This window comes from Pantoea sp. MHSD4, assembly GCF_021043305.1.
Classification (GTDB): domain Bacteria; phylum Pseudomonadota; class Gammaproteobacteria; order Enterobacterales; family Enterobacteriaceae; genus Pantoea; species Pantoea eucalypti.
The window spans coordinates 768,324-793,703 of the sequence record NZ_JAJNDH010000001.1; the positions used below are offsets into that span (position 1 = coordinate 768,324).

The following is a 25,380-nucleotide window of genomic DNA, read 5'->3' on the forward strand; positions in this document are numbered from 1 at the left end:
TAAGAAGATGTCACGGAAGATGTCCAGAACTCGAAAATAGAATGGCATGGATTTTCGACCTTCGGTGGGTCTGAAACCCACAAAAAACAGAAGGCGAAAACGGTGACATTAATTATATGTGAAGTTTTTTTTGCCATCTTTTGATTTAACAAACAGCAGCTCGAACCGCAGAGTTTTATCTGCGATACAGTTACGTCGCATCTCTCAGGATGGAAAAATAATGGGCACCTCTGAAGTACTGAAACATATTTACGATCTCAACTTGTCTTATTTACTGCTGGCACAGCGCTTAATTAACCAGGATAAAGCCTCAGCGATGTTTCGCCTCGGCATTGACGAGAAAATGGCGAACGCATTATCTGAATTAACATTGCCTGAAATGGTAAAAATGGCAGAAACCAATCAACTGGTTTGTCAGTTTCGTTTTACCGACAGCAGCAGCATTAGTCGGCTGACGCAGGAATCTCGCGTGGATGATTTACAGCAAATCCATACAGGAATTTTATTATCCAGCCGTTTACTGCGTAATGCGTCTAAAGATGATGCGCCTGCTAAAAAGAGAGCAATGTCATGAGTGAGAAAAGTATTGTTCAGGAAGCACGTGATATTCAGCTCGCAATGGAGTTGATCACACTGGGTGCACGCTTACAGATGTTAGAGAGTGAAACCCAGCTCAGTCGTGGTCGTCTGATCAAGCTCTATAAAGAATTACGTGGCAGTCCGCCACCGAAAGGCATGCTGCCGTTCTCCACGGACTGGTTTATGACGTGGGAGCAGAACATCCATGCTTCGATGTTCTGTAACGCCTGGAAGTTTTTACTGAAAACTGGCCTGTGCAGCGGCGTAGATGCCGTGATTAAAGCTTACCGCCTGTATCTTGAACAGTGTCCTCAATCGGACGAGGGCCCACTGTTGGCGCTGACTCGAGCCTGGACCCTGGTCCGATTTGTTGATAGCGGTATGCTGGAACTGGCGGATTGTAAGAGCTGCAGCGGCAGCTTTATTAACCATGCGCATCAGCCGGTTGGCAGCTTTACCTGCAGCCTGTGCCAGCCGCCATCACGTGCCGTAAAAAGACGTAAACTTTCTGCAGAACCTGCCGATATATTTCCACAACTGCTGGATGAACAGGTTAAACACGCCGTTTAAATTTGTTCGCATTGTGGAAGCCATCCAGCAGCGGTTAATACCGCTGCTTTTTTTTTGCTTGCGGTTCAGGAATAGCACCTGCAGCTCTCTGGCTTAACTTCCACCAACACGTTACGGACGTAAGGATTTTTTGTGCTGATAATTATAGGTTACCTGATTGTTTTAGGCTCCGTGTTGGGCGGATATGCGCTGGTAGGTGGCCATCTTGGCGCGCTTTATCAGCCTGCTGAATTATTAATGATCGGCGGTGCCGGTGCGGGTGCTTTTTTAGTCGGCAACAATGGCAAGTCGATTAAAAAAACGCTGAAAGCGCTGCCTAAATTATTTCGCGGCTCCAAATATAATAAAGCCGTTTACATGGATTTAATGGCGCTGCTTTATCGCCTGATGGCGAAGTCGCGCCAGCAGGGGATGTTGTCGCTGGAACGGGATATTGAAGATCCGAGCCAGAGTGAAATTTTTGCTAATTATCCTCGTATTCTTGCCGATAAACAATTAGTCGATTTTATCACTGACTATTTACGTCTGATGGTGAGCGGCAACATGAACGCCTTTGAAATCGAAGCGTTGATGGATGAAGAGATAGAGACCTACGAACATGAGTGTGACGTACCAGCGCAAAGTATTGCTGCAGTCGGTGATGGTCTTCCTGCATTCGGTATCGTCGCAGCAGTAATGGGCGTGGTTCACGCACTGGCTTCTGCTGACCGTCCGGCCGCTGAGCTGGGTGCGCTGGTCGCGCATGCGATGGTGGGGACGTTCCTGGGCATTTTGCTGGCGTACGGGTTTGTCTCCCCGCTGTCGTCAGTATTGCGTCAGAAGTGTGCGGAAACCACCAAGATGATGCAGTGCATCAAGGTGACATTGCTGTCGAGCCTGAATGGTTACGCGCCGCAAATCGCGGTGGAGTTTGGTCGCAAGACGCTTTATTCCGCCGAGCGCCCATCGTTCAGCGAACTGGAAGAGCACGTGCGTAACGCCAAGAACCCGGCTAAACAGACGTCAGACGAGGCTTCATGAAACACGGCAATCGCCCAATTGTGCTGATCAAAAAGCGCAAACATAAAGGCCATGAAGGCAGCCACGGATCGTGGAAGATTGCCTACGCCGACTTTATGACGGCGATGATGGCCTTTTTTATGGTGATGTGGCTGCTCTCTATCGCCAACCCGCAGGAGCTGGTGCAGATTGCAGACTACTTTAAAACACCCCTTAAAGTTGCGATTACCGGTGGTCAACGCAGCAGCGACAGTACCAGTCCAATCCCTGGCGGTGGAGATGATCCGACCAAAAAGATTGGCGAGGTTAATAAAGTCGTCGATATGGATGCCCAGAAACGCAAGCTGGATGAGATTCGCCTTAACCGTTTGCGTGAAAAGCTCGACCAGTTGATCGAAGCGGATCCGCGCCTTAAAACGCTGCGCCCGCATCTGATCATCAACATGGTGGAAGAGGGGCTGCGTATTCAGATTATCGACAGTCAGAATCGCCCGATGTTTAAAACCGGTCGGGCCGAGGTGGAGCCTTATATGCGCGATATCCTGCGTGCAATAGCGCCCATCCTTAATGACATCCCGAACCGCATCAGCCTGGCCGGACATACCGACGATTTTCAGTATGCCAGCGGTGATAAAGGCTACAGCAACTGGGAACTGTCGGCTGACCGTGCGAACGCCTCACGCCGTGAACTGGTTATTGGCGGCCTGGACAGTGGCAAGATTTTACGGGTGTTAGGCATGGCCGACACCATGAGCCTGAAAAATCGTGGCGGGAATGATGCAGTAAACCGCCGCATTAGCCTGCTGGTGTTGAACCACGACACCGAAGCGGCAATTGAAAAAGAGAACGCAGAAAGTGATGCCGTCCAGATCAGCGATCCGGCGGCGATTGAACAGATTACCGCACCTGCAACACCAGGCAGCGCGGTGAATACAGCAGCCCCCTCACAGCCGAGGTGATTCCCGTGAGTATGGACATCAGCGATTTTTACCAGACGTTTTTTGATGAAGCCGATGAGCTATTAGCGGATATGGAACAACACCTGTTGGGTCTGGACCCACAGGAGCCAGATTCGGAACAGCTTAACGCCATCTTCCGTGCCGCTCACTCCATAAAGGGTGGGGCCGGAACCTTTGGTTTTACGGTATTGCAGGAAACGACTCATATCCTGGAAAACATTCTGGATGGTGCTCGTCGCGGCGAGATGCAGCTCAGCACCGACATCATCAACCTGTTTTTGGAAACCAAAGATATTATGCAGGAACAGCTCGATGCTTATAAAACCGCGCAGGAGCCTAACGCGGAGAGCTTCAAATATATCTGTGAAGCGCTGCGCCAGCTGGCGTTAGAGGCCAAAGGTCTGCCGGTTGAAGCACCGGCCAGTGTTGCCACTGCCAGCGCAGAGCCCGCCAGCACCAGCGGCCTGCGTGTACAGCTGATCGATCTCAAAGAGAAAGAGGTCGATTTGATGCTGGAAGAGATGAGTAATCTGGGCACGCTGACCAATGTGCAGAAGGGCAGCAACATGCTGGACGTCTGCATTGATGGCGTCGGTAAAGATGACATCGTGGCGGTGCTCTGTTTCGTCATTGACGAAGCGCAAATTCGCTTCCCGGCCGCTGATGACGCGGTTGCTGAGCCAGTTGCCGTCGCCGCTCCCGCCGCACCTGTGGTGGAAGAGGTTCACACCGCGACCGTCACCGAACTGCCTGTGGCAGCGGCGAAGCGTGAAACTAAGCGCGCTGCAGCGCCGGCTAAATCAAGCGAATCCACCAGCATCCGCGTAGCCGTGGAGAAAGTCGATCAGCTGATCAACCTGGTGGGCGAACTGGTGATTACCCAGTCAATGCTCGCCCAGCGTTCCGGCGAACTCGATCCGGTGGCGCACGGCGACCTGCTGAACAGCATGGGTCAGCTGGAGCGTAACGCCCGCGATCTGCAGGAATCGGTGATGTCGATTCGTATGATGCCAATGGAATATGTCTTCAGCCGCTTCCCGCGTCTGGTGCGTGACCTGGCAAGCAAACTTGGCAAAGAGGTCGAACTGACATTGCTGGGCAGTTCAACCGAACTCGATAAGAGCCTGATTGAACGCATCATTGATCCATTAACACACCTGGTGCGTAATAGTCTTGACCACGGTATCGAAACGCCAGAGAAACGCCTTGTCGCCGGTAAAGTGGCAACCGGTAACCTGACGCTTTCAGCGGAACATCAGGGTGGCAACATCTGCATCGAAGTTTCTGATGATGGTGCCGGTCTGAACCGTGAACGTATTCTTGCAAAAGCACTGTCATCGGGCCTGCCAGTCCATGAGAACATGAGCGACGAAGAGGTCGGCATGTTGATTTTCGCACCAGGCTTCTCTACAGCGGAGCAGGTGACGGATGTTTCAGGACGCGGCGTCGGTATGGACGTGGTGAAACGAAATATCCAGGAGATGGGCGGTCACGTTGAAATCGCCTCGAAGCAGGGCAAAGGCACGACCATTCGTATTCTGCTGCCGCTGACGCTGGCCATCCTTGATGGCATGTCCGTTCGCGTCGCCAATGAAGTCTTCATTCTGCCGCTGAATGCGGTGATGGAGTCGCTGCAACCGCGTGCCGAAGATCTCAAACCGATGGCCGGTGGCGAGTGCGTACTGGAAGTCCGTGGTGAATATCTGCCACTGGTTGAGTTGTGGAACGTCTTTGATGTGCAGGATGCTAAAACCGAAGCCACTCAGGGCATCGTGGTGATCCTGCAAAGCGCGGGCAAACGCTATGCGCTGCTGGTCGATCAGCTGATTGGTCAACATCAGGTGGTGGTGAAGAACCTGGAAAGTAACTATCGCAAAGTGCCGGGCATCTCCGCTGCCACCATTCTTGGCGATGGTAGCGTAGCGCTGATTGTCGATGTTTCAGCACTGCAATCACTTAACCGTGAAAAACGTGTGGCTGGCGCTGCCGCCTGATTGATAACGAAAGGGTAAATAACATGAATGGAATGGCAACCGTGACAAAAATTGCTGGCGAAACTGTGGGTCAGGAGTTTCTGGTCTTCACGCTGGGCGACGAAGAATACGGCATCGATATCCTCAAAGTTCAGGAAATTCGCGGTTACGATCAGGTAACACGTATTGCGAATACCCCTGATTTTATCCGCGGAGTGACTAACCTGCGCGGTGTCATCGTGCCCATTATCGATCTGCGCGTGAAGTTTGCGCAGCCCGATGTTGAGTACAATGAAAACACAGTGGTTATCGTGCTGAATCTGGAAAATCGTGTGGTTGGTATTGTGGTTGACGGCGTTTCTGACGTGCTGTCGCTGACTCAGGATCAGATCCGACCTTCACCGGAGTTTGCGGTGACCATGTCGACCGAGTACATGACCGGTCTGGGTGCACTGGGCGATCGCATGCTGATTCTGGTCGACATCGAAAAGCTGCTGAGCAGCGACGAGATGGCGCTGGTTGATAATCTGCGTAGCGCGTAATCGAATCTTCACGGGCCAGTTATGGCTGGCCCGTGATAATTACTTCATGTGATAATCCCTTTAAATTCATAGAATAAAGTTACGTCCTCCCTAATTTCCTGCGATCACCTGCCGATAATCCCTGAGTCACTTTTTAATTACCTACTTTGTTCAGGGTTACTCATGTTAACGAAAATCCGTGTTGTCACCAGCCTGTTACTGGTGTTGCTGGTGTTCGGGCTGTTACAGGCCTTCTCCGGTTCTGTCTTTTACTCCGCATTAAGTCACGATAAGCAAAACTTCGCCGTGTCACAGCTTGCCATGCAAAATACGCAGGGGCTTAATGATGCCTATATGAGTCTTAACCAGAGCCGTGTATTGCTGACCCGCATTCAGCTGCGTTTTGCCACCAGTAAACTTGAAGGCAAACCGGCGGATGTTGCTACGCTGTTTGAAGAGAGTCAGCGTTTCCAGCAGGCGGCCGCGGGCTTCTACAAGGCGTTCAGAGAGACGCCAGAAACCCCAGGAATGGATGAGCAACTCGGCAGCCAGCTTGACCAGCGTTTCAGAGACTATGCGGGCGCGCTGAGCAGCCTGCAGAGCGCGCTGCAGGTAAACGACATGGTCGCGGCCGCTAAAGCCCCGGTCGCACCGAGCCAGAGTGAATTTCTGACGCTCTACCGTGAGTGGCGCGCTGACCAGAGTCGTCTGACCAGCCTGGGTGTGGCAGAAAACAGCAGTGCCTATACCCGTATGATGTGGATCCTCTCCATCATTATGGCCGCGGTGGTGGCGGTGATCGTGCTCTGCTGGTTTGGCCTGCGCAAAATCGTCATAACGCCGCTGAACAGCAGCATTAACCACATCCAGCATATCGCCCAGGGCGATTTAACCCAGCCGATCGTGGTGGAAGGGCGCAACGAGATGACCCAGCTCGCGGCCAGCCTGCATGATATGCAGCAGTCGCTGGTGCGCACCGTAACCAATGTACGTGAAGGATCGGATGCGATTTTCACCGGTGCCAGCGAGATCTCTGCCGGGAATAATGATCTCTCCGCTCGCACAGAACAACAGGCGGCCTCACTTGAGCAGACGGCAGCCAGCATGGAGCAGCTCACCGCCACGGTAAAACAGAATGCTGAAAACGCCCGCCAGGCCTCACAGCTGGCACTCAGCGCCTCCGAAACCGCAGAGAAAGGCGGGAACGTTGTGGCTGGCGTGGTGAAAACCATGAGCGAAATCGCCGGCAGCTCGAAGAAAATTGCCGATATCACCAGCGTGATTGACGGGATTGCGTTCCAGACCAATATTCTGGCGCTTAATGCGGCCGTTGAAGCGGCGCGTGCCGGAGAACAGGGTCGCGGTTTTGCTGTGGTGGCGGGTGAAGTGCGCAGTCTGGCGCAGCGCAGCGCCCAGGCGGCCAAAGAGATCAAAGGATTGATCGATGACTCCGTGAGCCGGGTCAACGCCGGTTCGCAGCTGGTTGGCACCGCGGGCGAAACCATGAGCGATATCGTCAGTGCCGTCACACGCGTCACCGACATCATGGGTGAAATTGCCTCGGCGTCGGACGAGCAGAGTCGCGGCATCGATCAGGTCGGTCAGGCGGTTACTGAGATGGATCGCGTGACCCAGCAGAACGCCTCGCTGGTGGAGGAATCCGCTGCGGCGGCCGCCTCGCTGGAAGACCAGGCCAGCCGGTTAAGCCAGGCCGTGTCTGTGTTCAACATTACACGCGGCACCGTGCAGCAGACACTGACAAAGCATCTGCCGATTGCCGCGCCAGCCACGGTTGCGCAGATCCCCCGCAAAGCCCTGACGGCCCCCGTCAGTGATACCCACTGGGAAACCTTCTGATGTCCCGTTGCGCATCCTGAGGGATGCGCAACACTCCCCGTTATTCCTCTGCTTAAAGCCAAACTCAGCAGCTCATGCTGATAAAAATAATTACAAAAGCCACTTCTCTCCTGAAAGCGCCAAAAAGCGTTAATTAATCCTGAAGGGTCGCCGATATAGCCGCTGCACCTTAATCAACCTGCAGGGGAACAAGATGTTAAAAAAAATAAAAGTGGTAACCAGTTTAATCGCAATACTGGTTATCTTTGGCGCGCTCCAGTTAGTCTCTGGCAGCCTTTTTTGGTCAGCACTGAATAAAGACAAAGCTTCCTTCGCGCTGTCTCAGGTCTCTAATCGTAATGTTACTGAGATGACAGATGCTTATATTTCCTTAAACAACAGCCGTACCACGCTGAACCGCGGCATGCTTCGGTTACAGACCAGCATGGCTTCGCAGATGAACGGCGGTCAGCTTGATGAACTTATCACCAAAGCCAATAACCAGTTAGCAGAGGCCGATCGTCACTTCAAAATCTATTACCATCTGCCTACCACAGCCGGTCTTGACGAGACGCTGGGGGACAAGCTTGAAGCTGATTACGGCAATTATGAAAACGGCCTGAAAGCGATGGTAAAAAGTCTGCAGGCGCGTGACCTGGAAGGGATGTTCAAACAGAACATCGAACAGAAGCAGGTGGCGATGCAGGAGAGTTACAATAAATGGCGTGCGCTGCAGACTGCACTTTCTGACAAGGGCATGGAACAGAACCACAACGCGTACACCCAGATGATGTGGCTGCTGGCCACCATTGGCGTTGCGGTACTGGCGGTGATTATTACCTGCTGGTTTGGCCTGCGTCAGGTGCTGATTCAGCCCCTGCAACAGCTGCTGGCACAGATTCGTGCTATCGCTTCCGGTGATCTGACACAGACTATTGTGGTTGAGGGACGCAATGAGATGAGCCAGCTGGCCGCAGGCATCCATGAGATGCAACAGTCTCTGGTGATGACCGTGGGTAATGTCCGTGATGGCTCAGATGCCATCTTTACCGGTGCCAGCGAAATCGCCGCCGGTAACAACGACCTGTCGTCACGCACCGAAGAGCAGGCCGCCTCACTGGAACAGACTGCCGCCAGCATGGAGCAGTTGACCGCCACGGTGAAGCAGAATGCGGACAACGCCCGTCAGGCGTCGCAACTGGCGCTGACCGCCTCCGAAACCGCACAGCAGGGCGGGAAAGTGGTTAATGGCGTTGTCACCACGATGAAAGAGATTGCGGACAGCTCGAAGAAAATTGCTGACATCATCAGTGTGATCGACGGTATCGCCTTCCAGACTAATATCCTGGCGCTGAATGCCGCCGTTGAAGCCGCGCGGGCCGGTGAGCAGGGGCGTGGTTTTGCAGTAGTGGCGGGTGAAGTGCGCAGCCTGGCACAGCGTAGCGCCCAGGCCGCAAAAGAGATCAAAGGCCTGATTGAAGACTCCGTCTCTCGCGTTAACGATGGGTCACTGCAGGTTGAAAGCGCCGGCAGTACCATGAATGAGATTGTGGGTGCCGTGACCCGCGTTACCGACATCATGGGCGAAATCGCCTCAGCGTCTGATGAGCAGAGCCGCGGTATTGAACAGGTCGGCGTGGCCGTTACTGAAATGGATCGCGTGACGCAGCAGAATGCTTCTCTGGTTGAGGAGTCTGCCGCCGCCGCCGCCGCTCTGGAGCAGCAAGCCAGCGTTCTGACCCAGGCAGTCTCCGTATTCAAAATTTCCCGCGCCTGATTTTCTGCTTTTCACCATGGCAGCGGCTTTAAGCTGCTGCCATGCATAAAGTTCCCCCTGACTCCGCCGATAAATAAACACGAATCGCCAACCAATGAGGTGTGTATGTTTAGTCGTGTACGAGTCGTTTCCGGCCTGCTGTGTGTGCTGGCGCTGTTTGCGCTGCTGCAGCTTTTTTCCGGCGGAATGTTTTTCAAAACTGTCAGCTCAGATAAAGAGAATTTTGCTTATAACCAGCGTCTGAATACGTTGCAACAGGCGATGGGCACCTCATGGGTTTCGCTTGTTCAGGCGCGCAACACCCTTAACCGCGCCGGTATCCGTTTTTTGCAGGATGCACAGATGTCGGGGTCGGGAGCCAGCGTGAAAGAGCTGGTCGCCCTGGCGGGCGAGGAGCTGAAACAGGCCGAAACCAGCTATCAGATTTTCAACGATAACCTGTCAGAAAAGGGCAAAACAGCTGAAAACGTCCTGACGTTACAGGCGAACTATAAGGCCTATCACGATGCCCTGGCAGAACTGATGGTCTTCTTCACGACCGGTAACTTCAAAGGTTTTGTCGATCAGCCTACGCAAAGTTTCCAGGACAAGTTCCAGAAAGATTACAGCGCCTGGCTTGAGCACAACAAAGAGCTTGCAGAGGAGGGTGTAAAAACAAACCAGCAGGCTTACAGCCGCTCTATCACCATTGTCATTGCCACGCTGGCTGTGACATTGCTGATGATTGTTCTGGTGTGGAACGTGATGCGTTCAGTGCTGATCCGTCCATTGCGTCAGAGCATTGAGCACATCCAGCACATTGCACGTGGTGATCTGACCCAGCCGGTTGAGATTAACGTACGAAATGAAATCGGCGAATTGCTGACTTCACTGCAGCACATGCAGCAGGAGCTGGTGCGTACCGTTCGCACTGTCCGTGATGGCTCCGACGCCATCTATACCGGCGCCAGCGAAATTTCCATCGGCAATAACGATCTCTCTTCGCGAACGGAACAGCAGGCCGCCTCGCTGGAGCAGACTGCCGCCAGCATGGAGCAGCTCACCGCAACCGTGAAACAGAATGCTGAAAACGCCCGTCAGGCGTCGAAGCTGGCGCTGACTGCCTCAGAAACCGCGCAGCAGGGCGGCAAAGTGGTGGATGGCGTGGTCACCACCATGAAAGAGATTGCGGGCAGCTCTAAGAAGATTGCCGATATCACCAGCGTGATTGATGGCATTGCTTTCCAGACCAACATCCTGGCGCTGAATGCCGCGGTTGAAGCCGCGCGTGCCGGAGAACAGGGTCGTGGTTTTGCGGTAGTGGCGGGTGAAGTCCGCAGCCTGGCACAGCGCAGCGCCCAGGCCGCCAAAGAGATTAAAGGGCTGATTGAAGATTCCGTTAGCCGCGTTAATACCGGCTCAGTGCTGGTAGAGAGTGCCGGTGACACCATGAGCAACATCGTCAGCGCGGTTACCCGCGTCACCGACATCATGGGTGAGATCGCCTCCGCGTCAGACGAGCAGAGCCGTGGCATTGACCAGGTGGGCCTTGCGGTGACCGAGATGGATCGCGTTACACAGCAGAACGCCTCACTGGTTGAAGAGTCAGCCGCCGCCGCTGCAGCGCTCGAAGATCAGGCAAGTCACTTAAAACAAGCGGTTTCAGTGTTCAATATTGGTAAAGAATTTGTCGCTCAGGCCGTTAACAAGACAACGGCGATGAAAACTCTCCAGTTAGATGCACCGTTAGCCGTTGGTCGTTCGTCTGCGTCACGCAGCGACGACAACTGGGAAACCTTTTAAACGCCCGTGGTCCGTTCGCTGTTATAGCGCCGGGCATCGCAGCAGACAGTTAATGTATAAAGTTCGGGCCAGGTGCAGAGATGAAAAAATCGACGATTTTAGATCAAAATGAGACGACAACACTGCTGTCGCAAATGGTGCAGCGTTTGCCGCTCTCCGATACGCATTTTCGCCGTATCAGCCAGCTGATCTATCAGCGTGCCGGCATCGTATTGGCCGACCACAAGCGTGAGATGGTTTACAACCGTCTGGTTCGTCGTCTGCGTACGCTGAATATCGACGATTTTGGTCGCTACCTGGCGCTGCTGGAGTCCGATCCAAACAGTGCCGAGTGGCAGGCTTTTATCAATGCGCTGACGACCAACCTGACCGCGTTCTTCCGCGAAGCGCATCACTTCCCGATTCTGGCGGAGCATGCACGTAAGCGACAGGGCAACTTCAGCGTCTGGAGTACCGCAGCGTCAACGGGTGAAGAGCCTTATTCGATCGCCATGACGCTGGCTGAAACGCTGGGCACAGGACCTGGCAAGTTCCAGGTTCATGCCAGCGATATCGATACTCAGGTACTGGAAAAGGCGGTGGCAGGGGTTTACCGCCAGGAAGAGCTGCGCACGCTGTCACCGGCGCAAATGCAGCGTTTCTTCCTGCGCGGAACCGGTCCGCATGCCGGTATGGTGCGGGCGCGTCCCGAGCTGACCAATATGGTCACTTACGCGCAGCTTAACCTGCTGGCGAATGACTGGGCGCTGCCGGGTCAGTTCGACGCTATTTTCTGTCGCAATGTGATGATCTATTTCGATAAAGAGACGCAGGAGAAGATTCTGCGTCGGTTTGTCCCACTGCTAAAACCGGGCGGCATCCTGTTCGCCGGACACTCAGAAAACTTCAGTCAGATCAGTAAAGAGTTCTGGCTGCGTGGGCAAACCGTCTATGGACTGACGAAGGAAAGATGATGAGCAAAATCACCGTGATGTGCGTAGATGACTCTGCGCTGATGCGGCAGTTGATGACAGAGATCATCAACAGCCATCCGGATATGGAGATGGTCGCTACGGCGCCCGATCCGCTGGTCGCCCGCGATTTGATCAAGCAGTTCAATCCGCAGGTGCTGACACTGGATGTGGAAATGCCGCGCATGGATGGCCTCGATTTCCTGGAAAAACTGATGCGGTTACGGCCAATGCCGGTGGTGATGGTTTCATCGCTGACCGGAAAAGGCTCCGAAATTACGCTGAGGGCGCTGGAGCTGGGCGCGGTGGATTTCGTGACCAAGCCGCAGCTCGGCATCCGCGAAGGGATGCTGGCGTACAGCCAGATGATTGGCGACAAAATTCGTGCGGCTTCCCGTGCGCGCCTGCACAACCGCACAGCGATGCCGGTGCCGGCGACACTGAAAGCGGGTCCGCTGCTGAGTAGTGAGAAGCTGATTGCGATTGGCTCCTCAACCGGCGGAACTGAGGCGATTCGCCATGTGCTGCAGCCGTTACCGGCAACCAGCCCGGCACTGCTGATTACCCAGCATATGCCGCCAGGCTTTACCCGCTCCTTTGCCGAGCGTCTGAACAAGCTGTGTCAGATCACGGTAAAAGAAGCCGAAGATGGTGAACGTATTTTGCCAGGCCACGCCTATATCGCCCCAGGCGCAATGCACATGGAGCTGGGCCGAAGTGGTGCCAACTATGTGGTGAAACTGAATGAAGGGCCCCCGGTAAACCGGCACAAACCCTCTGTGGATGTGCTGTTCAAATCGGTGGCGATTAACGCCGGACGAAATGCGGTGGGGGTCATTCTCACCGGAATGGGCAACGATGGTGCGGCCGGGATGCTGGAAATGCACCGGGCAGGCGCCTGGACCATCGCCCAGAACGAAGCCAGCTGTGTGGTATTTGGCATGCCGCGTGAGGCTATTGCCACGGGCGGCGTGAGCGAAGTCGTAGATTTAAGCAACATCAGCCAGCACATGCTGGCGAAAATTAGCGCCGGACAGGCATTGCGTATTTAACAGGCCCGTCCCGCCGGGCGAGACAACTCAGGAGTAGATATGGCAGATAAAAACATGCGCTTTTTGGTAGTAGACGACTTCAATACGATGCGTCGTATTGTGCGTAACCTGCTGAAAGAGCTTGGCTTCAATAACGTAGAAGAAGCGGAAGATGGTGTGGATGCCCTCGGCAAACTGAAAGCGGGTGGTTTCGACTTCGTGATTTCCGACTGGAACATGCCAAACATGGATGGCCTGCAGCTGCTGCAGACCATTCGTGCTGACGCGGCAATGAGTACGCTGCCGGTGTTGATGGTCACTGCGGAAGCCAAGAAAGAGAACATTATCGCCGCCGCCCAGGCGGGTGCCAGTGGATATGTAGTGAAACCTTTCACTGCGGCAACCCTGGAAGAAAAGCTGGGTAAAATTTTCGAAAAACTGGGCATGTAAGGGGATGTGATGAGCGACTTTCCGAAACCAACTGAGGATGCCGCGGCACACGACATCATTTCACGTATTGGCTCTCTGACGCGCATGCTGCGCGACAGTCTGCGCGAGCTGGGGCTGGATAAAGCCATTGCCGATGCGGCTGAAGCCATTCCTGATGCCCGCGATCGTCTGGATTATGTTGTGCAGATGACGGCGCAGGCCGCTGACCGTGCGTTGAACTGTGTTGAAGCAGCACAACCTCATCAGGATAAAATGGAAGCCGGGGCAACCCAGCTGAAAGGACGTTGGGATGAGTGGTTTGAGAACCCAATTGAACTGGGTGATGCGCGGGAGTTGGTGACGGATACGCGCGCATTCCTCACCGCCGTGCCAGAGCACACCGCCTTTACCAACAAGCAGTTGCTTGAAATCATGATGGCGCAGGATTTCCAGGACCTTACCGGTCAGGTGATCAAGCGTATGATGGATGTGATTCAGGAAATTGAGCGCCAGCTGTTAATGGTGCTGCTGGAAAACATGCCAGAAGTCAGTGCTGAAAAGCGTCAGGAAGGCACCAGCCTGCTGAACGGACCGCAGATTCACGCAGATGCACCAGGCGTGGTGGCGAACCAGGATCAGGTTGATGACCTGCTGGACAGCTTAGGGTTTTAAGCGTTGTTCGCCCGCGTGCGGGCGAAACAGCGGCATATTATATTAAACAGGGTCACCTTCCGGTGGCCCCGTTCTGCATTGTCAGATCCATCCCCGAAAGAACGCCTGTTTTTCCCATCTTATCTCTGCTTTGACTTAAGCCAGATTTGGCATCCTATGCTCAGAATTCCTGCCAACCGAGGTTTGTCGTGTCTGATAGCGACGAGGACAAAACAGAATCGCCCACGGCCCACCGACTTGAGAAAGCGCGTGAAGAGGGCCAGATTCCGCGTTCGCGCGAACTGACATCCGTACTGATGCTGCTGGCCGGCATCATGATCCTGTGGATGGGCGGCAACATGATGGCGCACCGGCTGGCGGCGATGGTCGCCACCGGACTTCGTTTTGACCACGGCATGGTCAGAGATGACAAAATTATCGTCAGCCACATTGGCAGCCTGATCACGCAGGCACTGATGGCGCTGCTGCCGCTGATGGGCGGTCTGGTGCTGGTGGCGATTGCCGCCCCTATGCTGCTGGGCGGTATCGTTTTCAGCGGTAAATCGATCAAGTTTGATCCGAAAAAGATGAACCCGATTGCCGGCTTTAAGCGAATGTTCGCCGCTCAGGCCTGGACCGAACTGTTTAAAGGGATCCTCAAGACTATCCTGGTTGGCGCAGTGGGCTGGTGGTACATCTGGAGTCACTGGCCTGAGATGCTGCGGCTGATCAGCGAAGCACCGGTGACCGCGCTCATCCACGGCATGGAGATGATTGCGGTCTGCTGCTCGCTGGTGATGCTGGGGCTGATACCGATGGTGGGCTATGACGTTTTCTGGCAGCTCTACAGCCACTTTAAAAAGCTGAAGATGTCGATGCAGGAGATTCGCGACGAGCATAAGCAGCAGGAAGGCGACCCGCATGTTAAAGGACGCATCCGTCAGCAGATGCGCGCCGCTGCACGACGCAGAATGATGGCAGATGTGCCAAAAGCCGATGTCATCGTTACCAACCCGACGCACTACTCCGTCGCCCTGCAGTACAACGAGAAAAAGATGAGTGCGCCAAAAGTTGTGGCGAAAGGGGCCGGCGAGATCGCCCTGAGAATTCGTGAACTGGCTGCTGAACACCGCATCCCGGTTCTGGAAGCACCGCCGCTGGCGCGTGCGTTATATCGTCATACCGAAATTGGTCAGCACATCCCTGGCGCGCTGTATGCTGCCGTGGCCGAGGTGCTGGCGTGGGTCTGGCAGTCGCGTCGCTGGAAGCGCGAAGGCGGCCTGATTCCAACCAAACCAAAAGACCTGCCGGTTCCGGCAGAGATGGACTTTGCAGGAGAGAGCAAAAACGATGGCTAATAACCTGGCCGTAAAGCTACGTCTACCGGGCTTTAAAGATATGCAGTGGCAGGTACTGGCCGGGCCGGTACTGATCCTGATGATCCTGTCGATGATGGTTCTGCCATTGCCGCCGTTTATCCTCGATCTGCTGTTCACCTTTAACATTGCGCTGTCGATCATGGTCCTGCTGGTGGCGATGTTCACCCAGCGGACCCTGGAATTTGCGGCGTTCCCGACCATTCTGCTCTTCTCAACATTGTTGCGTCTGGCGCTGAACGTTGCGTCAACCCGTATCATCCTGATGGAAGGGCACACTGGTGCCGCTGCGGCCGGACAGGTGGTTGAAGCGTTCGGTCACTTCCTGGTGGGCGGTAACTTCGCCATCGGTATCGTGGTGTTTATCATCCTCGTGATCATCAACTTTATGGTTATCACCAAGGGTGCCGGTCGTATCGCGGAAGTGGGCGCGCGCTTTGTGCTGGACGGCATGCCCGGTAAGCAGATGGCAATCGATGCCGACCTCAACGCCGGTCTGATCGGTGAAGATGATGCCAAACGCCGCCGTGCAGAAGTGACCCAGGAAGCCGACTTCTACGGTTCGATGGACGGTGCGAGTAAGTTCGTTCGTGGTGATGCCATCGCCGGTATCATGATCATGGTCATCAACGTCATCGGCGGCCTGCTGGTGGGCGTGGTGCAGCACGGTATGGATGCGGGGCATGCCGCAGAGACCTATACGCTGCTGACCATCGGTGATGGACTGGTCGCGCAGATCCCGGCGCTGGTTATCTCCACTGCTGCCGGTGTTATCGTGACGCGCGTTGCCACCGATCAGGATGTCGGTGAGCAGATGGTCACTCAGCTGTTCAAAGATCCCCGCGTACTGATGCTCAGCGCCGGGGTGATTGGCTTACTGGGTCTGGTGCCTGGCATGCCTAACTTTGTTTTCCTGCTGTTCACCGCCGCCTTACTGGGTCTGGCCTGGTGGTTGCGTGGTCGCGAAGCACAGCCGAAGAAGAAAGTGGACGTTGCAGGCAGCATCAGCAACAAACCAGCCGACACGCCAGCCGCCACCGAAGCGTCCTGGACCGATGTGCAGCTGGAAGATACCCTGGGCATGGAAGTGGGCTACCGCCTGATTCCGATGGTCGATCATCAGCAAAACGGTGAGCTGCTGGGACGTATCCGCAGTATTCGTAAGAAGGTTGCTCAGGATGTTGGTTTCCTGCCGCCGGTGGTGCATATCCGTGACAACATGGAGCTTCCGCCTGCGCGCTATCGCATCCTGATGAAAGGGGTAGAGATTGGTAGCGGTGATGCCTATCCTGGCCGCTGGATGGCGATTAACCCGGGCACGGCTGCCGGAAGTCTGCCTGGTGAAGCGACCGTCGATCCCGCCTTTGGTCTGGCAGCGGTCTGGATTGATAGCGCACTCAAAGAGCAGGCGCAGATTCAGGGCTTTACAGTCGTCGAGGCCAGTACCGTCGTAGCAACCCATCTCAACCATCTGATCGGCCAGTTCGCCAGCGAACTGTTTGGCCGTCAGGAAGCGCAGCAACTGCTGGATCGCGTAACCCAGGAGATGCCGAAACTGACCGAAGATCTGGTGCCAGGCGTGATTTCACTCACCACGCTGCACAAGGTGCTGCAGAACCTGCTGGTGGAGCGGGTGTCGATTCGCGATATGCGCACCATCATCGAAACGCTGGCGGAACACGCGCCGGTGCAGAGCGATCCCCAGGAGCTGACCAGCGTGGTCCGTGTGGCGCTGGGTCGTGCGATTACGCAACAGTGGTTCCCGGGTAATGACGAAGTGCAGGTTATCGGGCTGGATTCAACGCTGGAGCGTCTGCTGTTGCAGGCGTTGCAGGGTGGTGGCGGACTGGAGCCGGGTCTGGCCGATCGGCTGTTGAGTCAGGCACAGGCGGCATTGCAGCGCCAGGAGATGCTGGGGGCACCGCCGGTACTGCTGGTCAATCATCCGCTGCGTGCACTGCTGGCGCGATTCCTGCGCCGCAATCTGCCACAGCTGGTGGTGCTCTCAAACCTGGAGCTGAGCGATAACCGTCAGATCCGTATGACTGCCACCATTGGAGGCAAATAATGCGCAGACTGATCATGGCATTGTTAATGATGCCACTGATGGCTCAGGCGGCTGGAGGGGCCTGGAGTGCCTCGGCTAACGGGCCGCTACTGGCGAACCGTGGCAGCTGGCAACGGGCGCAGCCGCTGACGCCACCCGCCGGCGTCGGTGGGGAAGTCAGCATCATTAACTGGCGTTATGAGCTGAGCAGGCCGGCGCCCTCTGGCCTGGAAGTGCGGCTGTGCGGTGAACAACGTTGCACGTCGCTTGAAGGTGCCAGCGGCACCACGCGCGGGCTGGCGCATCTGAATGCCGGTGAGACATTGCACATGGTGTTTGGTTTTGCGGGCAGTGGGGCGCTTCCACCCGGATTACGGGTGGTCAGCAGTGAAGTGATGGTCAATTACGAATAATGAATCAGCAACGTTGATGCCTGCGCGGGACACGCCGATGCACACCAGATATGTGCATCGGCTGTTACGTCGTTTACAGAGCAACAATTAACGCACTGACTCTCAGCCGATACATCAGCCACCGACGCAAAGGTCAGAATTCAGGCATTAACGCCTTTCATTCCCTCTTCCGAGTAACGCCCCCCTTTAACTTCTATTTGCCGGTGAAGTGCATTCAGCAACAGGAGATCGTTCTCTTCCAACTGAATATCCGCGGCCTGCGCGTTTTCATTAAGATAAGCGATCTGCCTGGTGCCCGGTATCGGCACAATTCTTTCATACTGGGCCAGGAGCCAGGCCAGCGCAATCTGCCCGGTGGTGGCGTGATATTTCTCCGCCAGCGGCGTAATCGCATTTACCAGCTGCAGGTTGTGATCGATATTCTCCTGCTGGAAACGCGCGTTATTTTTGCGGAAATCATCCCCGGCAAAATCACTGTTCTGGCGGTATTTCCCGGTCAGAAAACCTCTGCCCAGCGGGGAATAGGGCACCAGACCGATACCGAGCTGTTTCACCGCTGGCAGGATGTCTTCTTCAATGTCACGCGTCCACAGAGAATATTCCGTCTGCAGCGCGGCCAGCGGATGGATGGCGTGCGCCCGATTCAGCGTGGCAGCCGACGCTTCACACAATCCAATCCGGGCAATTTTCCCCTCTTTTATCAGGCGGCTCAGACACTGCATGCTCTCCTCAATCGGTGTTGCCGCGCTGATACGATGCAGATAAAAGAGATCGATACGCTCGACGCCCAATCGTTTCAGGGAGGCATGGCAGCTGCGGGTAATGTAGTCCGGCTTATTGTTAATGGTACGGGCATAAGCCTCATCTGCCGGACGCTCGATACCACATTTGGTGGCGACGGTGAACGTCAGGCGTTCAGCCTTGCTCATCCCGGCAAGAAACTCACCGATCAGCTGCTCATTGTGGCCACGTCCGTAAAGATCGGCGGTATCAATGAAGGTGATATCCAGGTCGCGCAGCTGGCTAAGCAGCTGGAGAGACTGGCGGTCGTCGGAGTGACCGTAAAATTCGCTCAGCCCCATTGCGCCATAGCCTATGGCGCTGACATCCAGACCCTGACTTAAGGTTCGCTTTTTCATTGTTTCTCCTCGTGAGTGAAAGGCGATTGTTTCACCCCGCGTGAAGGCAATGAATTGCTCTTTTCGTCATGCAAAAAAGGTATCAGGAAAGGTAAGACCGGGGACAACACAGGAGCGGGCGGAACCGCGCATCATCAGCCACAGGCAGCGCGACGTAAGAGGGCGGCGACTCAGTCCGATGAATGCGGGTGAGCGTCGTGATCAGCCGACTGTGAAAGCACGCTCAGCGCATTCAGCACTGCCGCATTTTTTTCATTGGCGCGAATGGCCGCATAAACATCAATCGTCAATTGCCGCGCCGCGCTTTCAGTCAGCGGGCGATAACAGAGTCCTGTCTGGTTAAAGGTACATTTTGACTGCGGCATCAGGGCGAATCCTTTGCCTCTGGCAATGTGCGACAGCATCAGCAGAGAATCATCCGGCTCTCTTATTCGTTTTAACGTGACGCTGAGCGTCGCAAAGTAGCGTTCGCATTTATCGTAAAACTGCGGATTGGCACTGCGCGCAAACCAGAACAGCGGCAGGTCGGCCAGCGCCTCCAGTGCGACCTTTTCTCCTGCCAGACTGGCAGGGTGCGTTGACGGCATAGCGAGCAGCAACGGTTCACGGTAAACCCAGGTGTACTGAACCAGGGTTTCCGCTTCAGGACCTTTTTCGCCAGTGAGAATTAAATCCAGGCTGTTTTTGGCCAGGCTTTGCAGCAGTTGAGCGGAGGTCAGGCTGGGCATCTCCATTTCATCGCTGGCATGGAAACTGGCGAGTTGCCGGTTAAGCGGTGCCATTAATTCAAAGTTGAGCGTGCGGGTCAGTCCGATACGTGGTCGCACAGCAGCAGGCTGCTTTAGGCTATTCAGCGCGGTAAGAATCGCTTCTGCTTTTGCAACCAGCGTACGGCCAGCATCGGTGAGCATCACCTCATGAGTCGTTCGGCTGAACAGCGGCTGACCGAGCAGATCTTCCAGGCTTTGAACCTGACGGGTGAGCGGCGGCTGCGTCATGCTGAGGCGTTCTGCGGCCCGGCGAAAATTAAGCTCGTGCGCAACAGCCAGAAAGCACTGCAATTGCTTTATGGTGGGAAGATGACTGCTGATAAGGTGCGCGGCGACAGACATAACACCATCCTGCTGCGGAAATTTGGGGGGCGTTCAGAGCGGATAACTGAGAACAGCAACGGAGAGGGAAATCCCTCTCCGTTTTACAGGTTACATGCGCTCGACGGTGTCGATACCCAGAGTATCCAGACCCTGCTTCAGCGTCTTCGCCGTCAGCGCGGCCAGCTGCAGACGGCTCAGGCGCGTTGCGTCTGATTCTGCGCTTAGAATCGGGCAGTGCTCGTAGAAGCCGGAGAACAGACCGGCCAGATCGTAGAGATAGGCACACATCATATGTGGCGTGCCGTCGCGAGCGACCTGAGTAATGACCTCTTCGAACTGTAGCAAACGCGTGGCCAGCTGTGCTTCGCGCTCTTCACTGATCACAATCTCTGCATCCAGCGAATCGGCATTAATGCCCGCTTTACGGAACACGGAAAGCACACGGGTATAGGCATACTGCATGTAAGGCGCGGTATTGCCTTCAAACGCCAGCATGTTATCCCAGTCGAAGATGTAGTCGGTGGTGCGGCTTTTTGACAGATCAGCATATTTGACAGCACTGATCCCCACCACTTCCGCCAGGGTTTTCACTTCCGCTTCGCTCATCTCCGGGTTCTTCTCGCGCACCAGCGTGTAGGCACGCTGATAGGCTTCATCCAGCAGATCAGAGAGTTTAATAGTACCGCCGCTACGTGTTTTAAATGGTCGTCCATCTTTGCCCAGCATCATGCCGAATGCATGGTGCTCCAGCGGCACAGATTCCGGCACATAACCCGCTTTACGGACAATCGTCCATGCCTGCACCAGATGCTGATGCTGACGTGAATCGATGTAATAGAGCACGCGATCGGCTTTCAGCGTTTCATAACGATATTTCGCACAGGCGATGTCCGTGGTGGTGTAGAGGTAGCCACCATCCTTTTTCTGGATGATGACGCCCATCGGCTCACCCTCTTTGTTCTGGAATTCATCCAGGAACACCACGGTTGCGCCTTCGCTCTCGACCGCTAAGCCTTTCTGTTTCAGGTCGGAAACAATGCCGGGCAGCATGTCGTTATAAAGACTTTCACCCATGACATCGTTGCGCGTCAGCGTCACGTTCATGCGGTCGTAGATTTTCTGGTTCTGACTCATGGTGATGTCGACCAGCTTCTTCCACATCTGGCGGCAATATTCATCGCCACCCTGAAGTTTCACGACATAGCTGCGTGCACGCTCGGCAAACTCAGGATCTTCATCATAAGTGCGTTTTGCTTCACGGTAGAAGCCTTCGAGGTCGGCCAGCGCCATCTCTGCGTGATCTTCATTCTGCTGCTTTTCAAGGAACGCGATCAACATGCCGAACTGCGTACCCCAGTCGCCAACGTGGTTAGCGCGGATAACGTTATGGCCGAGAAACTCCAGCGTACGCACCGCCGCATCACCAATGATGGTGGAGCGGACGTGACCGACGTGCATCTCTTTTGCAACATTAGGGGCGGAATAGTCGACCACGATGGTCTGCGGCTCAGCCAGCTGCACGCCAAGACGCGGCAGGCTAAGTGCCTGACGGGCGTGTGTTGCCAGCCAGTTGTGGTCAAGGAAAATATTAATGAAACCCGGCCCGGCAATTTCAACCTTGCTGGCGATGCCGGTCAGGTCGAGGTGCTGAATCACCGCTTCCGCTAATTGTCGCGGTGCCTGTCCCAGCTTTTTCGCCACGGCCATAATGCCGTTGGCCTGATAGTCTCCAAACTGAACCCGTGCAGACTGACGAACCTGTGGTTCGCAATCGGCGGGTGCGCCGGCTAAAACCATTGCCTGACTGACTTTTGCGGAAAGAAGTGCCTGAATATTCACCGAGTTACCTTCATAAGCTGAACAACGCCCTGGACTGCTAAACCGGGCTGTCATCATCTTGCCTGAGCACATCGCGTTACGGCGGGGCAGAAACGGATGGGGCAGACAAAATGGAAAAAAATGAGGGGAAAAGTATACGTGAAATGTGGATGGGCGTCAGCAGTTGGATGAAGCGGGGAAACAGAGCTGAAGAAGATGTTTCCCGGAGGCGTTAACGACGTCGCAGATGACGACGTGGGTTCTTTACGCTTTTATCTTCAAGCACCTTCCAGTGGCGCGCAATTGCGAATCCCATCAGTGCGATCAGGACAGCGACAACGATGAGCATAGACATATAGCCATTCCTTTTGTTTGTGTTAGGTCAAATTTATAGGAAGGCAGAGAATGCTGCAATTGTTTATCAGTCAATTGAGACTTATCTTATTGTATTAAAGAAGTTTATTATAATCATACAGTTAACTCACTTTCATCAAGGAACTTATGGCCCTAAACAGGAGATAAATCCGAAATGAAAGATGTTATTATGAGGTTTTGCGTTAAATTTCAGTCCAAATAAGATGAATCTTATCATTATGTGACGTCAGGCACGCGGCGCTCCATAAACGAGACTGTTTATAAATGCTAAACAAATTGAGAGGATTTACGGTGTCAGAACGATCTTTTCCGGCAGAATTGGACGATTTAAAGACAGATTTAAGGCGTTTTGAAAAATCGTTGCAAAGTTTTGCGCAGCAACTTGGTTTGCGCCTTAACGATCTTGAAGTGGACCATATTTCGGTGCGTTGTCATCAGGACACGACGGCGATCCGCTGGCAGCAAGGCCTGCAGCAGATGGGTACGCAGTTTTCCGCGACGATGATTAACGGACGGCAGATTTGCCTGTTTAAACTACATGATCCACTGGTTGTGGCGGGCAGAGAGATCGATGTGGTTGAGCTGCCGTGGCCGGGTGAGAAGCGTTATCGCCATGAAGGCTGGGAGCACATTGAAGTGGTGTTACGTGGCGATCATCGAACGCTGGGCATGCGCGCGATGGCATTATTGTCTGATGAGGCACTGACGCAGCCCGGCATTTCCTTTAAAACCAGCTCACCGCAGGGCGAGAATGAGCGTCTGCCTAATCCGACCCTGGCGGTGACGGACGGGCAGACAACCATCAAGTTTCATCCGTGGCGACTGGAGGAAATTGTCGCCAGTGAGCAGCACTAAATGCGGGCAGCCACGGCGCGTTTCAGTCGGGCAACCGCCTCGTCCAGTAGCGCTCGGGTACAGCCGAAATTGAGCCGGACAAACTGGTCGTTGCCGAACTCACGTCCGGCGGTTAAGCCCAGTCCGTGCTTCTCAAAATAGAGGGCAGGACTGGCCACACCCAGCGCGCTGGCATCAATCCAGGCCAGGTAGGTTGCTTCCGGCGTGGCAACTGACAGACCGGGCATTTTATTGACCTGAGATACCAGCCAGTCCCGGTTACTGCGCAGGTAAGCATTCTGTGCCTTCAGCCAGGGCTCACCTTCGCGCCAGGCTGCTGCTGCTGCGGTGATGGCCAGAATATCTACATCCGGCACAATGCCGCGTCGCACCCGGTTAAAGCGCGCGCGCAGTTCAGCATTCGGTATGATGGCGATGGACGCACCCAGACCGGCGATATTGAAACTCTTGGAGGGCGACATCAGCGTGACACTTCGCTGGGCCGCATCCTCATTTAGCGAAGCAAACGGAATGTGCTGCACGCCCGGTTCCAGTAGCAAATCGCTGTGGATCTCGTCGGAACAGACAATCAGATTGTGTTTCCGGGCGAATTCCAGCTGCGCCTGCAGTTCGTCCTGGCGATAGACCGTGCCGCCCGGATTCTGCGGGTTACACAGCATTAACAGCCGTTCTTTACCCCCAGTCTGTTCTTCGGCTGCATCCAGATCCAGCAGCCAGCGCCCCTGTTGCAACGTGACAGGCACATTGATCTGACCTCGCTCTGCCAGTTTTGCCGCCCCGCGAAACGGTGGATAGATCGGCGTGGGAGAAATCGTCAGCTCGTCCGACGCAGTGAAGGCACGCACGGCGAGATTCAGTCCACTCACCACGCCGGGTAAAACCACAATCCATTCCGGATTGACGTGCCACTGATAGCGTGAGGCGAGCCACGCAACTGCGCTGTCGAGAAACGCTACCGGCGTATCGCCATAGCCGAAAATGCCATGCCCGGCGCGGGTTTTGATCGCATCGATAACGCAGTCAGGCGATCGGAAATCGGTATCTGCCACCCACAACGGCAGAATGTCTTGGTCCGCATATTTGTTCCATTTAAGGCTATCGCTGTGACGACGGTCTATCCGTTGGTCGAAATTGAATGCCATAGTTAACTTTCCCGGTAAACTCATATCAGCAGCCAGACTAACTGATGAATCTGCCTTGAACCAGAGTCATGTAAAGGAGAAGAGAATGACCACACTGGAAATTTGCTGCTATGGCGTGGATTGCGCCGTGACCGCACAACAGGCGGGCGCCGATCGGGTTGAACTTTGTGCCGCACCGCGTGAGGGTGGTCTGACCCCATCGGCAGGAATGCTGAATGCCGCCCGGCGCGAGGTTTCAATCCCGGTTCATCCTATTGTCCGGCCACGGGGTGGTGACTTTTGTTATACCGCGCGCGAGTTTGAAGCGATGAAATCGGATGTGGCGTTGATACGCGAACTGGGTTTTCCGGGGCTGGTCATTGGGATGCTTGATGAGGACGCGCATATCCATCATGGTCAGATGCGGCAGATTATGGCGCTGTGTGACGGCCTGTCAGTGACGTTCCATCGCGCCTTCGATCTGTGCCACAGCCCTAAGCGAGCGCTGGAAGAATTAACAGATTTGGGGGTGGCGCGCATTCTGACATCCGGTCAGCAACACAGTGCTGAAAACGGAATTGCACTCCTCAGGGAACTAAATGAGGCCAGCACCGGTCCTATTATTATGGCGGGTGCCGGGGTTCGTCTCAGCAACCTGCAAAAGTTTCTCGACATGGGGATTGATGAAGTTCACAGCTCGGCAAGTCGCCTGATGGTGTCGCCGATGCGCTACCGCAAAGCGGGGGTCTCCATGTGTTCTGAAGCCGAAAGCGATGAGTTCAGCCGCTACTGTGTAGACGGCGATGTCGTTGAGGCGATGAAAAGTGTGATGCAGATGAGCACCGTTCGGGTCGCCTGAATCACAACAGATTTTGCCGCGCAGCACGCCGATTCTTGACGTGGTGTTTGCAAGTACCAAACCCCAGTATTCTTGCTGGGGTTCTTTTTGTCTGAAGCCCTCTCAAGTGCAGTGACCTTATTCCGGGGTTCTCTGGCATTGTCATGATGTGAGGGGGAGATGATATCTGACGTTTGTGCCTTTTCACCTCTCTAATCATTTAAAGCACTGCAGGCCGGAATCGTCA

23 protein-coding genes are annotated in these 25,380 nt (G+C 54.7%); 18 read left to right on the forward strand and 5 right to left on the reverse strand.

Annotation, left to right across the window (positions count from 1 at the left end):
- The first annotated feature begins 220 nt into the window (after positions 1–220).
- The 16 genes from flhD (at position 221) to flhE (ending at position 17,893) form a co-directional block, all read left to right on the forward strand.
- Entirely contained in the window at positions 221–574 is a 354-nt protein-coding gene (gene flhD, locus LQK91_RS03465; RefSeq protein WP_003849135.1) for a flagellar transcriptional regulator FlhD, read from the forward strand.
- Complete coding sequence (flhC, locus tag LQK91_RS03470; protein ID WP_003849136.1) at positions 571–1,149, forward strand: flagellar transcriptional regulator FlhC; 579 nt, start codon at positions 571–573, stop codon at positions 1,147–1,149. The genes flhD and flhC overlap by 4 nt, the downstream gene beginning before the upstream one ends.
- A 132-nt stretch (positions 1,150–1,281) precedes the next feature.
- Entirely contained in the window at positions 1,282–2,169 is an 888-nt protein-coding gene (gene motA, locus LQK91_RS03475) for a flagellar motor stator protein MotA (protein WP_003849139.1), read from the forward strand.
- Positions 2,166–3,107, forward strand: a complete 942-nt coding sequence (motB, locus tag LQK91_RS03480) for a flagellar motor protein MotB (protein WP_003849141.1) — start codon at positions 2,166–2,168, stop codon at positions 3,105–3,107. Before motA ends, motB begins: the two co-directional genes overlap by 4 nt.
- A gap of 11 nt (positions 3,108–3,118) precedes the next feature.
- Positions 3,119–5,101: a chemotaxis protein CheA gene (gene cheA / locus LQK91_RS03485; RefSeq protein WP_003849143.1), complete on the forward strand. Its 1,983-nt coding sequence runs from the start codon at positions 3,119–3,121 to the stop codon at positions 5,099–5,101.
- Between the two features lie 23 nt (positions 5,102–5,124).
- Positions 5,125–5,622 carry a chemotaxis protein CheW gene (gene cheW, locus LQK91_RS03490; RefSeq protein ID WP_003849145.1) on the forward strand — a complete coding sequence of 166 codons (498 nt, stop codon included), beginning with the start codon at positions 5,125–5,127 and terminating at the stop codon, positions 5,620–5,622.
- 162 nt (positions 5,623–5,784) lie between these two features.
- Positions 5,785–7,458 carry a methyl-accepting chemotaxis protein gene (locus tag LQK91_RS03495; RefSeq protein ID WP_105099089.1) on the forward strand — a complete coding sequence of 558 codons (1,674 nt, stop codon included), beginning with the start codon at positions 5,785–5,787 and terminating at the stop codon, positions 7,456–7,458.
- Positions 7,459–7,651: 193 nt separating this feature from the next.
- Positions 7,652–9,214, forward strand: coding sequence for a methyl-accepting chemotaxis protein (locus tag LQK91_RS03500; protein WP_105099090.1), 1,563 nt, complete (start codon positions 7,652–7,654; stop codon positions 9,212–9,214).
- A gap of 105 nt (positions 9,215–9,319) precedes the next feature.
- Positions 9,320–10,996 carry a methyl-accepting chemotaxis protein gene (locus LQK91_RS03505; protein WP_003849150.1) on the forward strand — a complete coding sequence of 559 codons (1,677 nt, stop codon included), beginning with the start codon at positions 9,320–9,322 and terminating at the stop codon, positions 10,994–10,996.
- 80 nt (positions 10,997–11,076) lie between these two features.
- A complete protein-coding gene (gene cheR / locus LQK91_RS03510; protein ID WP_003849153.1) occupies positions 11,077–11,949 on the forward strand; it encodes a protein-glutamate O-methyltransferase CheR in 873 nt (290 codons plus the stop codon).
- Complete coding sequence (locus LQK91_RS03515) at positions 11,949–12,998, forward strand: protein-glutamate methylesterase/protein-glutamine glutaminase (RefSeq protein WP_003849155.1); 1,050 nt, start codon at positions 11,949–11,951, stop codon at positions 12,996–12,998. Before cheR ends, LQK91_RS03515 begins: the two co-directional genes overlap by 1 nt.
- Before the next feature lie 39 nt (positions 12,999–13,037).
- Positions 13,038–13,427 carry a chemotaxis response regulator CheY gene (gene cheY, locus LQK91_RS03520; protein WP_003849158.1) on the forward strand — a complete coding sequence of 130 codons (390 nt, stop codon included), beginning with the start codon at positions 13,038–13,040 and terminating at the stop codon, positions 13,425–13,427.
- Between the two features lie 9 nt (positions 13,428–13,436).
- Entirely contained in the window at positions 13,437–14,078 is a 642-nt protein-coding gene (gene cheZ / locus LQK91_RS03525; protein WP_003849160.1) for a protein phosphatase CheZ, read from the forward strand.
- Between the two features lie 188 nt (positions 14,079–14,266).
- A complete protein-coding gene (flhB, locus tag LQK91_RS03530; protein ID WP_003849164.1) occupies positions 14,267–15,415 on the forward strand; it encodes a flagellar biosynthesis protein FlhB in 1,149 nt (382 codons plus the stop codon).
- Positions 15,408–17,501 carry a flagellar biosynthesis protein FlhA gene (flhA, locus tag LQK91_RS03535; RefSeq protein ID WP_003849166.1) on the forward strand — a complete coding sequence of 698 codons (2,094 nt, stop codon included), beginning with the start codon at positions 15,408–15,410 and terminating at the stop codon, positions 17,499–17,501. Before flhB ends, flhA begins: the two co-directional genes overlap by 8 nt.
- A complete protein-coding gene (flhE, locus tag LQK91_RS03540; RefSeq protein WP_105099091.1) occupies positions 17,501–17,893 on the forward strand; it encodes a flagellar protein FlhE in 393 nt (130 codons plus the stop codon). The genes flhA and flhE overlap by 1 nt, the downstream gene beginning before the upstream one ends.
- Positions 17,894–18,033: 140 nt before the next feature.
- Here flhE and LQK91_RS03545 read toward each other — a convergent pair whose 3' ends face one another.
- The 4 genes from LQK91_RS03545 to LQK91_RS21995 all read right to left on the reverse strand — a co-directional run bounded on the left by LQK91_RS03545 (position 18,034) and on the right by LQK91_RS21995 (position 22,299).
- Positions 18,034–19,032, reverse strand: coding sequence for an aldo/keto reductase (locus tag LQK91_RS03545; RefSeq protein WP_105099092.1), 999 nt, complete (start codon positions 19,030–19,032; stop codon positions 18,034–18,036).
- Between the two features lie 170 nt (positions 19,033–19,202).
- The gene (locus LQK91_RS03550) at positions 19,203–20,144 is read right to left on the reverse strand and encodes a LysR family transcriptional regulator (RefSeq protein ID WP_105099093.1); all 942 of its coding nucleotides are present in this window, start codon (positions 20,142–20,144) and stop codon (positions 19,203–19,205) included.
- Positions 20,145–20,234: 90 nt separating this feature from the next.
- Positions 20,235–21,965, reverse strand: coding sequence for an arginine--tRNA ligase (gene argS, locus LQK91_RS03555; RefSeq protein ID WP_105099279.1), 1,731 nt, complete (start codon positions 21,963–21,965; stop codon positions 20,235–20,237).
- A 211-nt stretch (positions 21,966–22,176) separates the two neighbouring features.
- Positions 22,177–22,299, reverse strand: coding sequence for a hypothetical protein (locus tag LQK91_RS21995; RefSeq protein ID WP_003849175.1), 123 nt, complete (start codon positions 22,297–22,299; stop codon positions 22,177–22,179).
- 284 nt (positions 22,300–22,583) lie between these two features.
- On the opposite strand from LQK91_RS21995, the gene LQK91_RS03560 reads away from it, so the two are divergent.
- The gene (locus tag LQK91_RS03560; protein ID WP_050540834.1) at positions 22,584–23,174 is read left to right on the forward strand and encodes a VOC family protein; all 591 of its coding nucleotides are present in this window, start codon (positions 22,584–22,586) and stop codon (positions 23,172–23,174) included.
- Here the strand turns inward: LQK91_RS03560 and LQK91_RS03565 are convergent.
- Positions 23,171–24,316 (reverse strand): MalY/PatB family protein, encoded by a 1,146-nt coding sequence (locus LQK91_RS03565; protein ID WP_105099094.1) that lies wholly within the window; start codon positions 24,314–24,316, stop codon positions 23,171–23,173. The two genes, LQK91_RS03560 and LQK91_RS03565, sit on opposite strands and share 4 nt — an antisense overlap.
- Before the next feature lie 85 nt (positions 24,317–24,401).
- Between LQK91_RS03565 and cutC the strand changes: the two genes are divergently transcribed.
- Positions 24,402–25,154, forward strand: a complete 753-nt coding sequence (cutC, locus tag LQK91_RS03570) for a copper homeostasis protein CutC (protein WP_003849180.1) — start codon at positions 24,402–24,404, stop codon at positions 25,152–25,154.
- Positions 25,155–25,380 lie beyond the last annotated feature (226 nt).

What these genes read in the sequence shown, in the direction of transcription:
- flhD (WP_003849135.1), top strand. Translation starts at nt 221, where the DNA reads ATGGGCACCTCTGAAGTACTGAAACATATTTACGATCTCAACTTGTCT.
- flhC (WP_003849136.1), top strand. Translation starts at nt 571, where the DNA reads ATGAGTGAGAAAAGTATTGTTCAGGAAGCACGTGATATTCAGCTCGCA.
- motB (WP_003849141.1), top strand. Translation starts at nt 2,166, where the DNA reads ATGAAACACGGCAATCGCCCAATTGTGCTGATCAAAAAGCGCAAACAT.
- cheA (WP_003849143.1), top strand. Translation starts at nt 3,119, where the DNA reads ATGGACATCAGCGATTTTTACCAGACGTTTTTTGATGAAGCCGATGAG.
- cheW (WP_003849145.1), top strand. Translation starts at nt 5,125, where the DNA reads ATGAATGGAATGGCAACCGTGACAAAAATTGCTGGCGAAACTGTGGGT.
- LQK91_RS03495 (WP_105099089.1), top strand. Translation starts at nt 5,785, where the DNA reads ATGTTAACGAAAATCCGTGTTGTCACCAGCCTGTTACTGGTGTTGCTG.
- LQK91_RS03500 (WP_105099090.1), top strand. Translation starts at nt 7,652, where the DNA reads ATGTTAAAAAAAATAAAAGTGGTAACCAGTTTAATCGCAATACTGGTT.
- LQK91_RS03505 (WP_003849150.1), top strand. Translation starts at nt 9,320, where the DNA reads ATGTTTAGTCGTGTACGAGTCGTTTCCGGCCTGCTGTGTGTGCTGGCG.
- cheR (WP_003849153.1), top strand. Translation starts at nt 11,077, where the DNA reads ATGAAAAAATCGACGATTTTAGATCAAAATGAGACGACAACACTGCTG.
- LQK91_RS03515 (WP_003849155.1), top strand. Translation starts at nt 11,949, where the DNA reads ATGAGCAAAATCACCGTGATGTGCGTAGATGACTCTGCGCTGATGCGG.
- cheY (WP_003849158.1), top strand. Translation starts at nt 13,038, where the DNA reads ATGGCAGATAAAAACATGCGCTTTTTGGTAGTAGACGACTTCAATACG.
- cheZ (WP_003849160.1), top strand. Translation starts at nt 13,437, where the DNA reads ATGAGCGACTTTCCGAAACCAACTGAGGATGCCGCGGCACACGACATC.
- flhA (WP_003849166.1), top strand. Translation starts at nt 15,408, where the DNA reads ATGGCTAATAACCTGGCCGTAAAGCTACGTCTACCGGGCTTTAAAGAT.
- flhE (WP_105099091.1), top strand. Translation starts at nt 17,501, where the DNA reads ATGCGCAGACTGATCATGGCATTGTTAATGATGCCACTGATGGCTCAG.
- LQK91_RS03545 (WP_105099092.1), bottom strand. Translation starts at nt 19,032, where the DNA reads ATGAAAAAGCGAACCTTAAGTCAGGGTCTGGATGTCAGCGCCATAGGC.
- LQK91_RS03550 (WP_105099093.1), bottom strand. Translation starts at nt 20,144, where the DNA reads ATGTCTGTCGCCGCGCACCTTATCAGCAGTCATCTTCCCACCATAAAG.
- LQK91_RS21995 (WP_003849175.1), bottom strand. Translation starts at nt 22,299, where the DNA reads ATGTCTATGCTCATCGTTGTCGCTGTCCTGATCGCACTGATGGGATTC.
- LQK91_RS03560 (WP_050540834.1), top strand. Translation starts at nt 22,584, where the DNA reads ATGCTAAACAAATTGAGAGGATTTACGGTGTCAGAACGATCTTTTCCG.
- LQK91_RS03565 (WP_105099094.1), bottom strand. Translation starts at nt 24,316, where the DNA reads ATGGCATTCAATTTCGACCAACGGATAGACCGTCGTCACAGCGATAGC.
- cutC (WP_003849180.1), top strand. Translation starts at nt 24,402, where the DNA reads ATGACCACACTGGAAATTTGCTGCTATGGCGTGGATTGCGCCGTGACC.